General features: G+C 67.0%; 9 protein-coding genes. All 9 read left to right on the top strand.

All coding sequences use genetic code 11. From position 1 onward, the window contains the following. The first annotated feature begins 15 nt into the window (after window positions 1-15). The 9 genes from DKG74_RS15385 (at window position 16) to DKG74_RS15345 (ending at window position 12331) form a co-directional block, all read left to right on the top strand. Window positions 16-1167 carry an acetyl-CoA C-acetyltransferase gene (locus DKG74_RS15385; RefSeq protein WP_109907062.1) on the top strand — a complete coding sequence of 384 codons (1152 nt, stop codon included), beginning with the start codon at window positions 16-18 and terminating at the stop codon, window positions 1165-1167. 10 nt (window positions 1168-1177) lie between these two features. Continuing rightward, window positions 1178-2077, top strand: coding sequence for an SDR family oxidoreductase (locus tag DKG74_RS15380; RefSeq protein WP_109907061.1), 900 nt, complete (start codon window positions 1178-1180; stop codon window positions 2075-2077). Window positions 2078-2273: 196 nt separating this feature from the next. Then, on the top strand, window positions 2274-3395 hold the full coding sequence (locus DKG74_RS15375; protein WP_109907060.1) for an acyl-CoA dehydrogenase family protein: 1122 nt from the start codon (window positions 2274-2276) through the stop codon (window positions 3393-3395). Continuing rightward, window positions 3392-4579 (top strand): acyl-CoA dehydrogenase family protein, encoded by a 1188-nt coding sequence (locus tag DKG74_RS15370; RefSeq protein WP_109907059.1) that lies wholly within the window; start codon window positions 3392-3394, stop codon window positions 4577-4579. The genes DKG74_RS15375 and DKG74_RS15370 overlap by 4 nt, the downstream gene beginning before the upstream one ends. Window positions 4580-4590: 11 nt before the next feature. Continuing rightward, entirely contained in the window at window positions 4591-5373 is a 783-nt protein-coding gene (locus DKG74_RS15365; protein ID WP_109907058.1) for an SDR family oxidoreductase, read from the top strand. A 53-nt stretch (window positions 5374-5426) separates the two neighbouring features. After that, the gene (locus DKG74_RS15360; RefSeq protein WP_109907057.1) at window positions 5427-5729 is read left to right on the top strand and encodes an SCP2 sterol-binding domain-containing protein; all 303 of its coding nucleotides are present in this window, start codon (window positions 5427-5429) and stop codon (window positions 5727-5729) included. A gap of 145 nt (window positions 5730-5874) precedes the next feature. Continuing rightward, window positions 5875-6801, top strand: a complete 927-nt coding sequence (locus tag DKG74_RS15355) for a LysR family transcriptional regulator (RefSeq protein ID WP_109907056.1) — start codon at window positions 5875-5877, stop codon at window positions 6799-6801. Window positions 6802-6889: 88 nt separating this feature from the next. After that, complete coding sequence (locus DKG74_RS15350) at window positions 6890-8851, top strand: APC family permease (RefSeq protein ID WP_207779375.1); 1962 nt, start codon at window positions 6890-6892, stop codon at window positions 8849-8851. A 159-nt stretch (window positions 8852-9010) separates the two neighbouring features. Continuing rightward, window positions 9011-12331 carry a transglutaminase family protein gene (locus tag DKG74_RS15345; RefSeq protein ID WP_109907055.1) on the top strand — a complete coding sequence of 1107 codons (3321 nt, stop codon included), beginning with the start codon at window positions 9011-9013 and terminating at the stop codon, window positions 12329-12331. Window positions 12332-12421 lie beyond the last annotated feature (90 nt).

The following is a 12421-nucleotide window of genomic DNA, read 5'->3' as shown; positions in this document are numbered from 1 at the left end:
GAGGAAACGAGTTCCATGGCCGAAGCCTATATCATCGACGCCGTCCGCACCCCCGTCGGCCGCCGCAACGGCAGCCTGTCGCGCGTGCACCCGGCCGACATCGGCGCCCATTCGATCAAGGCGCTGATCGAGCGCACCGGCATCGACCCGGCGGCGGTGGACGATGTGGTCTTCGGCTGCGTCGATGCCCTCGGCCCGCAGGCGGGCGATATCGCGCGCACCTGCTGGCTCGTCGCCGGGATGCCGGAAGAGATTCCGGGCACCACCATCGACCGCCAGTGCGGCTCGTCGCAGCAGGCGGTGCATTTCGCGGCGCAAGGCGTCATGTCGGGCACGCAGGACCTCGTCGTTGCCGGCGGCGTCCAGAACATGAGCCAGATCCCCATTGCCTATGCAATGGTCGCGGCCGAACCCCTCGGCTTCAAGGACCCGTTCTCGGGTTCGGAAGGCTGGGTCGCCCGCTATGGCACGCAGGAAGTTTCGCAGTTCCGCGCCGCCGAGATGATCGCCGAGAACTGGGATTGCTCGCGCGAGGAGATGGAGCGTTTCGCCCTGCAATCGCATCAGCGCGCGGTGGCGGCGATCACCGGCGGGCTGTTCGACAAGGAAATCGCCCCGGTCGGCACCTTCGCCCGGGACGAAACGGCGCGGGCCGACACCAGCCTCGAGAAGATGGCGACACTGAAGACCCTGCGCGAGGGCGGGCGGATGCACGCCGGCGTCTCGTCGCAGATTTCCGATGGCTCGGCCGCGATCCTGATCGCCTCGGAACGGGCGGTGAAGGAGCATGGCTTGACCCCGCGCGCCCGCATCCATCACCTCTCGGTGCGGGGTGCCGATCCGGTGTGGATGCTGACCGCGCCGATCCCGGCGACCGCCTATGCCCTCAAGAAGGCGGGCATGAAGATCGAGGATATCGACACGGTCGAGATCAACGAAGCCTTCGCCTCCGTCGTCCTCGCCTGGCTGAAGGAAACCGGCGCCGATCCGGCGAAGGTGAACCCCAACGGCGGCGCCATTGCGCTGGGCCATCCGCTGGGCGCGACCGGTGCCCGCCTGATGACCACCATGCTGCACCAGCTGGAGCGCACGGGCGGCCGCTATGGCCTGCAGACCATGTGCGAAGGCGGCGGTCAGGCCAATGTCACCATCATCGAGCGGCTGTGAGGGCGGGCGCATGATCTGTCGGGATCGCATTGTCGCCGTCACCGGCGGGGCCCGGGGTTTGGGGCGTGAATATGTCCTCGAATTCGTCCGTCAGGGCGCCAAGGTCGTGGTCAACGACCTCGGCGTCTCGCGCGACGGTCATGGCGGCGGCTCCGATGCCGCCGACGAACTGGTCGCCGAGATCCGGGCGATGGGCGGCGAGGCGGTGGCCAACTACGCCGATGTCGCCGACTGGGAAGGCTCGGGTTCCATCATCCGCACCGCGGTCGAGAGTTTCGGCGGCCTCGACGTGATCGTGAACAACGCGGGCTTCCTGCGCGACCGCATGTTCGCCAATGCGACGGTCGACGAATGGGACGCGGTGATGCGCGTGCACCTGCGCGGTCACTTCTGCGTCGGCAATCACGCAGCGCGCTACTGGCGCGACCGGCAGAAGGCGGGCCAGCCCGTCGATGCCCGCATCATCAACACCTCGTCCGGCGCCGGGCTGCAAGGCAGCATCGGCCAGGCGGCCTATTCGGCGGCCAAGGGCGGCATCGCCTCCCTGACCCTCGTGCAGGCGGCGGAACTGCGGCGTTACGGCGTCACCGCCAATGCCCTCGCCCCCGCCGCGCGCACCCGGATGACCGAGGAAGCCTTCGGCGATGCCATGAAGGCGCCGGATTCCGGCTTCGACGCCAACGACCCCGGCAATGTCGCCCCCCTCGTCGCCTGGCTCGGCTCGGCCGCCTCGGCCCATGTCACCGGCCGGGTGTTCGAGGTTTCGGGCGGGCGCCTCTGCCTCGCCGACGGCTGGCGCGACGGGCCGGAAGTCGACAAGGGCGCGCGCTGGGACCCGGCGGAAGTGGGCAGCGCGATCGACGACCTGCTGGCCCGCGCCGCGCCGGTGAAGAAGGTCTGGGGCTCGTGAGCCTCAACGTCACATCGACGCGTCATCCCGGCGCAAGCCGGGATCTTTTCGGCTTTGGCCGCAATGCCTTCGCGTCGCAAGGTCCCGGCCTTCGCCGGGACGACGAGGTTGGGGGTGTTTTTTTCGGGCGTCATCCCGGCGCAGGCCGGGATCTCGTGAGGATTGGCCGCAACGCCGGGGCAGGGGAGGCCTTGCCATGAACTTCGCCTTCACCGAGGACCAGCTGCTGATCCAGGACGCCGCGCGCGGCTGGCTGGGCGAATTCGCCGGGCCGGCCCATGCGCGCAAGGTGATGGCGACGAAGGAGGGCTACGATCCCGCGCTGTGGCAACAGGCGGTCGCGCTCGGCTGGACCGGGCTGATCGTGCCGGAGACGCAGGGCGGCCTTGGCCTCGGCTTCGTCGAACTGGCGATCCTGATGGAGGAAATGGGCCGCGCGCTCTACCCCTCGCCTTTCGAGGCGACGGTGGCGCTGGCGGCCAATGCCCTGACGGCGCTGGGCGCGGAGCGTTATCTCGAGGCCATCGCGGCCGGTGACATCACCGCGACCCTCGCCGCCGGCAATGCCATCGGTGAAGTTACGGCCACGCCGGTGGATGGCGGCTACCGCCTCGACGGCCTGCTGCGTCATGTCCCGGACGGCGCGCGCGCCGATCTCGTGCTGGTCGCGGCGACGCTGGATGGCCGCACCGCGCTTTTCGCCATCGAGGGTGAGGTCGCGGGCCTCACCCGTACCGGCCTCGCCACCATGGATCAGACCCGCCGCCCGGCGGAGCTGCGTTTCGAGGGTGTGGCGCTACCGGCCGCGGCCCTGATCGCCGCCGATGCCGGACGCGCGCTGGCCCTCGCCCTCGACCGGGCCGCGGTCGCGCTGGCCGCCCATGCGGTCGGCGCGGCGGAAAAATGCCTCGAAATGACGGTCGATTACACCAAGGGCCGGGTCCAGTTCGGCCGGCCGGTCGCCAGTTTCCAGGCGGTGAAGCATCAATGCGCCGACATGGCGCTGGCGGTCGAAACTTCGCGCTCCGCCGCCTATTGGGCGGCCTGCGTCGCCGATGATTGCGGCCACAATGGCGACGGCACCGCCCTCGCCCTCGCCGCCTCGGGTGCCAAATCCTGGGCCGGCCGGGCCTATTTCGACTGCGCGGCGACGGCGATCCAGCTTCACGGCGGTGTCGGCTTCACCTGGGAATACGACGTCCACCTCTATTTCAAGAATGCCCGCGCCCTCGAAGCCGTGCTGGGCGACGGTGCTCATCACCGCGAGCGCGTGGCCCATCTGATCGGTCTCGACGATCTGGCGGAGGCGGCGCAATGAAACTCTCTTTCTCCGCCGAGGACGAAGCCTTCCGCGCCGAAATCTCCGGCTGGATGGCCGACCATCTGACCGGCCCCTTCGCCCGGCTGAAAAACCGGGGCGGCCCCGGCGACGAACACGCCTTCTTCGAGGAACGAAGGGCGTGGGAGCGGCACATGGGCAAGGCCGGCTGGATCGGCGTCGGCTGGCCGACGTCGGCGGGCGGGCGGGGCGCGCCGCTGTCCCATCAAGTCATCTTCTACGAGGAATATGCGCGGGCCGGCGGCCCGGGCCGGGTCGGCCATATCGGCGAAGGGCTGGCCGGGCCGACCATCGTCGCCTTCGGCAGCGAGGACCAGAAGCGCCGTTTCCTGCCCGGCATCCTGTCGGGCGACGACCTGTGGTGCCAGGGCTATTCGGAACCCAACGCCGGCTCCGACCTCGCCAATGTCCGCACCCGCGCCCGCCTCGTCGGCGACCGCTGGGTGATCGACGGGCAGAAGGTCTGGACCTCGCTTGCCCATGTCTCGGACTGGTGCTTTGTCATCGCCCGGACCGAGGACGGCTCCAGCGGCCACAGGGGCCTGTCCTATCTGCTGGTGCCCATGAACCAGAAGGGCATCACGGTCCGCCCGATCCAGCAGATGACGGGCACCTCCGAATTCAACGAAGTCTTCTTCGACGGGGCCGAGACGGCGGCCGAGAACATCGTCGGCAAACCCGGTGAAGGCTGGAAGGTCGCCATGGGCACCCTCGCCTTCGAGCGCGGCGCCTCCACCCTCGGCCAGCAGATGGCTTTCCGCAACCAGCTGGACGAGATCATCGCCATCGCCAAGGCCAATGGCCGGGCGAAGGACCCGGTGATGCGCCAGCGCCTGGCCGAAGCCTGGATCGGGTTGCAGATCATGCGTGCCAATGCCCTGCGCATGCTGTCACAGGCGGGCAACCCCGAGCTGCCGCGCGAAGCCTATGTCTCCAAGCTCTATTGGGCGACGTGGCACCGAGACCTCGGCAAGCTGGCGATGGACGTCCTCGGCCCCGAAGCCGACGTCTTCCCGGGCGAGCCCGGGACTTACGAGCTGACCGCCCTGCAACAGCTCTTCCTGTTCACCCGGTCGGACACGATCTACGCCGGCACCAACGAAATTCAGCGCAACATCATCGCGGAGCGGGCCCTCGGTATGCCGCGCGAAGCACGCGCCTGAGAGACGAGACCATGACCCAGCCCGCCCCCGCCTATCCCCCCGCCCACAACCTTCTCGCCGGCAAGACGGTCCTGATCACCGCCGCCGCCGGCACCGGCATCGGCTTCGCCACGGCGAAACGGGCGACCGAGGAAGGCGCCACGGTGATGATTTCCGACATCCACGAAAGGCGCCTTGCCGAAGCCGCCGCGCGGATCGAGGCGGAGGCCGGCCGCCGGCCGCTGACCCATCTGTGCAACGTGACGAAACAGGCCGATGTCGATGGCCTCGTCGCCGCGGCGATCGCGGACCTCGGCCATGTCGACGTGCTCGTCAACAATGCCGGCCTCGGTGGCTCCGCCCCCCTCGTCGAGATGACCGACGAGCAGTGGAACGTCGTCCTCGATGTAACCTTGACCGGCACATTCCGCATGATGCGCGCCATGCTGCCGCACATGATGGCGCGGAAATCCGGCATCATGGTCAACAACGCCTCGGTGCTCGGATGGCGGGCACAGAAGCTGCAGGCACATTACGCCGCCGCCAAGGCCGGGGTCATGGCGCTCACACGCTGCGCTGCGGTAGAAGCGGCGGAGCATAACATCCGTATCAATGCCGTTTCCCCCAGTCTGGCGATGCATGAATTCCTGAATCGGGTGACCAGCGACGAGTTACTGGCCCAGTTGACGTCGCGTGAAGCTTACGGTCGCGCCGCCGAGACATGGGAAATTGCGAACGTTATTATCTTTTTGGCCAGCGATTACGCCACTTACATGACGGGCGAAGTGGTGGCAGTATCCAGTCAACGTGCTTGACTAAGCCCGTCAAACATCATAACCCCAAGCGTCCTTTGTGGAGGAGAGACCCAATGACCGATCTGGCGAAAATCACCGAAGAAATGAAGGCCCGCGTGGGCGAGAATTCCGGCCTCGGCGCGTCCGTGAAGTTCGACTTCAAGGGCGACGGCATCGTCTATGTCGATGGCAAGTCGGTCCCGAACAGCGTGTCGAACGAAGACAAGCCGGCCGATTGCACCATCAAGATTGCCAAGGACGACTTCATCGCCCTCGGCGACGGCAAGCTGAACCCGACGACCGCCTTCATGATGGGCAAGATCAAGGTCGAGGGCAACATGGGCGTCGCCATGAAGCTCCAGACGATCTTCAAGTGATCGACTGACGCCTTCCGCGTGAAGGGCCGCCGCGAGCGATCGCGGCGGCCTTTTTCATTTCCCGCCTCCGCCTGACCCCCCGCGTCCATTTGAGGGGTGCGTCGACCGATCCGCCTCTGCTATCAGGGGGGCGGGAGGACAGGGCATGACACCATGGGATGGCGTGCACGAATTCGTGCAGGTGGTCGAGATCGGCTCCTTCACACGTGCGGCGGAGAGCCTCGGCGTTTCCAAATCCTTCATCTCGAAGCAGGTGACGGATCTCGAGAACCGGCTGGGCGTGCGCCTGCTGCAGCGCACAACGCGTCAGGTCTCACTGACCCCCGAAGGCGAGGTCTTCTACCGCAATTGCCGCGAGATGGTCGAAGCCTTCGAGCGGGCGCAGGGCCTCGTCTCGGAGATGCAGGAACAGCCGACGGGCCTGTTGCGCATCGCCCTCAACAATACTTACGGCGTCGAATTCATGGCGACGGCGGTCGCCGAATTCGCCTCGACCTACGACAAGCTGACGGTCGAGGTCGTCACCTCGCTGACCGACAGCGACCTGGTCGGCGATGCCAATGACGTCACCATCCGCTATGGCCAGCAGGAAGACAGCAGCCTCTACGCCCGGCAGATCGGCCACCAGTCCTTCTGCCTCTGCGCGACGCCGGCCTATTTCCGCAAGCACGGCCGCCCGACCAATCTGGCAGAGCTGAAAGAACACAACTGCCTGACCAACCGCAGCGGCTACTGGCACTTCAATTCGGCCGGCGGCACCATGAAGGTGAAGGTGAACGGCACGTGGAAATGCGACGACGGCTCGGGCATCGTCGCCGCCGCGCGCTGCGGCCTTGGCCTTGCGCAACTGCCCGTCGTCTTCGTCCGCCGCGAGCTTCGCACCGGGCAGCTGGTCGCGCTCGAGGAGGACTGGAGCTTTTTCGACCGCGATGTCTGGGTGGTCTATGGCCACAAGCAGAACCTGTCGCTGAAGGTCCAGCTGCTGCTGAATTTCCTGACCCAGCGCTTCGAGCGGGCCGAGCAGCGGCCCCAGCGCTTCACCCTGCCCGACACCTGGCAGGACCTCGAATAGCGCCCCGGCGGGTCTGCGACGGCGAACCCGCTTCCGCTGCCTTGCGCCGCGTGTAAACTGGCACGAGCGGAGCAGGGGGTGGCGTTTCGTGATCAGACGTTTGTACCGGGCGGTTGTCGGCGCTCCCAAGGACCCGCTGTCGAAGGATACCCGCCAGCACATGGCGCTGGCCGCCTTCCTCGCCTGGGTCGGGCTCGGTGCCGACGGCCTTTCGTCCGCCAACTACGGGCCGGAGGAAGCCTTCCTCGCCCTTGGCCATCACACCCATCTCGCGCTCTATATCGCGCTGATGACGGCGCTGACCGTCTTCGTCATCTCGCTCGCCTATAATCAGGTGATCCGGCTGTTCCCCTCGGGCGGGGGCGGCTACAAGGTGGCGAGTTCGCTGCTCGGCCCCCATGCCGGCCTCGTCTCCGGCTCGGCCCTGATGGTCGACTATGTCCTGACCATCGCGATTTCGGTGGCGAGCGGGGTCGACGCCCTGTTCAGCCTGCTGCCCGTTTCCTGGCAGGGCGCCAAGCTCGGGGTCGAGATCGCGACCATCCTCGGCCTCATGGTGCTGAACCTGCGCGGCATGAAGGAGCCCCTGAAGCTGCTGGTGCCGATCTTCCTCGGTTTCGTCGGCACCCATCTGCTGCTCATCGTCGGCGGCATCCTCGCCCATGCCGAACAATTGCCCGGCCTCATCCCCGCGACCTTCAGCGAGACCGCGAGCCTGACCGGGGAAATCGGCTGGGTCGCCGTCGCCTCCCTGCTGCTGCGCGCCTATTCGCTGGGCGCCGGCACCTACACCGGGATCGAGGCGGTCTCGAACAATGTCCATATCCTGCGCGAGCCGCGGGTGCGCACCGGGCAATGGACCATGGCGCTGATGGCGACCTCCCTCGCCGTCACCGCCGCCGGACTGATCGCGCTCTATCTCCTGTGGGGGGTCGGTCATGTCCCGGGCGAGACGCTGAACGCGACGACCTTCAAGGCGATCCTCGGCGATCTCTTCGGCCAGGGCAGCGCGGCGCAGGATATCGGCCTGCTAATCGTCATGCTGCTGGCCGCGGGGCTGCTGTTCGTCGCCGCCAACACGGGCTTCCTCGGCGGGCCGTCCGTGCTCGCCAATATGGCGGCCGACCGCTGGGCGCCCCATGCCTTCGCCTATCTCTCGGTCCGGCTGGTCACCCAGAACGGCATCCTGCTGATGGGCTTCGCCGCCCTCGCCCTGCTGTGGATCACCAAGGGCAAGGTCTCGCTGCTGGTCGTGCTTTATTCGATCAACGTCTTCCTGACCTTCACCCTGTGCCTCGCCGGCCTCGTCCGCCACTGGTGGCGCCAGCGCGGCACGGTGGAGGCGAGCACGGCCAGCCTGTTGCAGGCGGGCCTTGCCCTCGTCGTCGCCGGCTCGATCCTGGTCGTCACCCTGTTCGAGAAATTCTTCGAGGGCGGCTGGCTGACGGTGATCATCACCAGCCTCGTCATCGTGCTCGGCCTCGCCATCCGCCGGCACTACGACCAGACCGCGGTCGAGATCGCCAAGATCGACGCCCTGTTCTCGACCACGACGCGGGGCGCGGCGGCCGAGACCGTGCCTGCCCTCGACCCCGCGCTGCCCACCGCCATCTTCATGGTCGGGCGCAGTTTCGGCGCCGGGATGCACACGCTGCTGGCCGTGCGGCGCATGTTCCCCGGCCATTTCCGCAACTTCATCTTCATTTCGGTGGGCGAGGTCGATTCGGAGTCCTTCCGCGGCAGCGAGCAGCTGGCGCGCATGACCGCGGATGTCGAGGCCAGCCTCGCCGAGTTCGAGCGTTACTGCCAGCGCCGCGGCCTGCCGGCCGCCAGCAAGGCCGCCTATGGCACCGATGCCGCCCACGAACTGGCGCGCCTCGCCGAGAAATTGATGGAGACCTATCCCCAGGCGGTGTTCTTCGCCTCGAAGCTGATCTTTGGCCGGGACAATCTGTTCAGCCGCCTGCTGCACAATCAGACCGCCCTCGCCGTGCAGCGCCGCCTGCACCTCAAAGGGATCCCCATGGTGATTCTGCCGATGAAGGTCTGATCAAGGATGAGGCAGCGCCCGGTGGCGTGCCCAATATGCGTTCACCCCTCGACGGCAGCGCCATCTTCGGGTTCAATCAGGCTCAACGAATAACCACAATATACCCGTGCCATTGTCTTTTACGCCGACGGCCCCCGCCGTCGCGATCCTGGAGCGAGCATGACCATCAGGGTGGCCCTCAATCACAAGACGACCTACAAATACGACCGTCTGGTCAACCTGGGTCCGCAGACCATCCGTCTGCGCCCGGCGCCCCATTGCCGGACGCCGGTAACGGGCTATTCCCTGCGCATCACGCCCTCGGTCCACTTCCTGAACTGGCAGCAGGATCCGCAGTCGAACTATCTCGCCCGCGTGGTCTTCCCCGAGAAGACCCGGGAATTCGAGGTCGAGGTCGATCTGGTCGCCGAGCTCGCGATCATCAATCCCTTCGACTTCTTCCTGGAGAAAAACGCGGAACGGGCGCCCTTCGCCTATGATCCCGCGCTCGCGCACGAGCTGAAGCCCTATCTCGAGGTCGAGGCCCCGGGCAAGGAACTGGCCGCCCTGCTCGCCAAGGTCGACCGGCGCGAACGCGGCACGGTCGATTTCCTGGTCGATCTGAACCGCCTCGTCCACCGCCATGTCTCCTATGTCATCCGCATGGAGCCGGGCGTCCAGACGCCGGAAGAGACGCTGACCCTGAAAAAGGGCAGCTGCCGCGATTCGGCCTGGCTGCTCGTCCACCTGCTGCGTCACCTGAAGCTCGCCGCGCGCTTCGTCTCGGGCTATCTGATCCAGCTCGCGCCGGACGTGAAGTCGCTCGACGGCCCCTCGGGCACCGAGGTCGATTTCACCGACCTGCACGCCTGGACCGAAGTCTATCTGCCGGGCGCGGGCTGGGTCGGCCTCGACCCGACCTCGGGCTTGTTCGCGGGTGAAGGCCATCTGCCGCTCGCCTGTTCGCCCGAGCCGGGCAGCGCCGCGCCGATCACCGGCGTCGTCGACGAGGCCGGGGTCGAATTCGACTTCTCGATGTCGATCACCCGCATCGTCGAAGCCGCCCGGGTGACCAAGCCCTATACCGAGGAACAGTGGGAAGAGATCGTCGCCGCCGGGCGCGGGGTCGAGGAGCGGCTGGTGGCGGGCGACGTGCGCCTGACCATGGGCGGCGAGCCGACCTTCGTCTCGATCGACGATTTCGACGGCCCCGAATGGAATACCGAGGCCCTGGGCCCGACCAAGCGCGGCCTCGCCAACCAGCTGGTGCGCAAGCTGAAGGACAAATATGCCCCCGGCGGCGTGCTGCACTACGGTCAGGGCAAGTGGTATCCGGGCGAATCCCTGCCGCGCTGGGCGCTGGGCTGCTTCTGGCGCACCGATGGCGAGCCCCTGTGGCAGCAGCAGAAATATCTGGCCGACGAGAATGTCGATTACGGCTTCACCCTCGAGCAGGGCGAAAACTTCCTGATCACCCTCGCCGAGAAGCTGAAGGTCGCGCCCGACAACACGATCGCCGCCTTCGAGGACCCCTGGTACTGGATGTGGCGCGAGCGGCGGCTGCCGATCAACGTCGACCCGCTGGAAAACCAGATCGACGACGCCGAGGAGCGCGAGCGCATGAGCCGCGTCTTCGACAAGGGCCTCGACACGCCGACCGGCTTCGTCCTGCCGCTCGAATGCTGGATGACGGTCGACGGGCCGCTGTGGCAGGCCAAACCCTGGAAGCTGCGCTCGAAGCGGGTGTTCCTGACCCCCGGCGATTCCCCGGTCGGCTACCGCCTGCCGCTGCAGAGCCTGCCCTGGGTGCGGAAGGAAGATTACCCCTACCACTTCGAGGAAGACCCCTTCGCGCCGCGCCCGCCGCTGCCCAGCGCGGCGACCACGCTGATCGCGCAGGTGCCCGGACGCCTGCCTTCGAAGCCGCTGCCGCCGCCCGAGCCGACGGTGCCGCCGGGCGCCATGCCGGGCAATTTCGCCGGCATTTCCATGCCGGGCGTGATCCGCACCGCGGTTTCGGTCGAGGTCCGCAAGGGCCGGCTCTATGTCTTCCTGCCGCCGCAGTCCTATCTCGAAGCCTGGGTCGACCTGATCGCCAAGGTCGAGGAGACGGCGATCGCCCTCGACATGCCGGTCATCCTCGAAGGCTACGGCCCGCCCAAGGACTGGCGCCTGAAGAACATCATGGTCACCCCCGACCCGGGCGTGATCGAGGTGAACATCCACCCGGCCAAGAGCTGGGACGAACTGGTCGACATCACCACCAGCCTTTATGAGGATGCGCGGCTGTGCCGCCTCGCCTCCGAGAAATTCATGGTCGACGGGCGCCATGTCGGCACCGGCGGCGGCAACCATATCGTCGTCGGCGGCGCCCGGCCGGAGGACAGCCCCTTCCTGCGCCGGCCGCATCTGCTGCGCAGCCTGCTCTGCTACTGGCAGAACCATCCCAGCCTGTCCTATCTGTTCTCGGGCATGTTCATCGGCCCGACCAGCCAGGCCCCGCGCATCGACGAGGCGCGGCACGATTCGCTCTATGAACTGGAAATCGCCTTCCGTCAGGTGCCGGACCACACCGATGTCCCGTCCTGGCTGGTCGATCGCCTGTTCCGCCATCTGCTGTGCGACGTGACGGGCAATACCCATCGCTCGGAATTCTGCATCGACAAGCTGTTCTCGCCCGACAGTTCGTCGGGCCGCCTCGGCCTTCTGGAACTCCGCGCCTTCGAGATGCCGCCGCACGCCCGCATGTCCTGCGTGCAGCAGCTGATCCTGCGGGCGCTGATCGCGCATTTCTGGGATCACCCCTATCCGGCGCGGCTCGTCCGCTGGGGCACGGAATTGCACGACCGTTTCCTGTTGCCGCAATTCGTCTCGGACGATCTCGACGACGTGGTCGCCGACCTCAACCAGTGGGGCGTGCCGTTCCAGCGCGAATGGCTGGCGCCGCATTTCGAGTTCCGCTTCCCGCATTACGGCACGATCCACCAGCGCGGCCTGACGATGGAACTGCGTCAGGCGATGGAGCCCTGGCATGTGCTGGGCGAAGAGGGCATGGCCGGCGGCACGGTCCGCTTCGTCGACAGTTCGGTCGAGCGCATCCAGGTGAAGGTGAACGGCATGACCGATGGCCGCCACGCCGTTTCGGTCAACGGCTACCGCGTGCCCCTGACCTCGACCGGGCGCGAGGGCGAATATGTCGCCGCCGTGCGCTTCCGCGCCTGGCAGCCGGCCTCGGCCCTGCATCCGACCATCCCGCCCCATGGCCCCCTCGTCTTCGATATCGTCGACGAATGGTCGGGGCGCTCGATCGGCGGTTGCACCTATCACGTCTCGCACCCCGGCGGCCGCAACTATGTGACCGCGCCGGTCAATGCCTATGAGGCGGAAGGCCGGCGTCTGGCCCGATTCTTCAGCTTCGGCCATACCCCGGGTCCGATGACCCTGGGGGCGGCCGAGGTGACGCGGGAATTTCCGCTGACCCTCGACCTGCGCCGCCAATAGACCGGCAAGCGGCCCCTAAGCCTTTGGCAGGGGCCGCTTTTCCGGGACATTGACTGCATGTCGCCAGCAATTGATCGCATCGATTCAAGA

Origin of the sequence: Zavarzinia aquatilis (assembly GCF_003173035.1) — a bacterium.
GTDB lineage: Bacteria > Pseudomonadota > Alphaproteobacteria > Zavarziniales > Zavarziniaceae > Zavarzinia > Zavarzinia aquatilis.
This window is presented reverse-complemented; position numbering and strand designations above follow the sequence as displayed.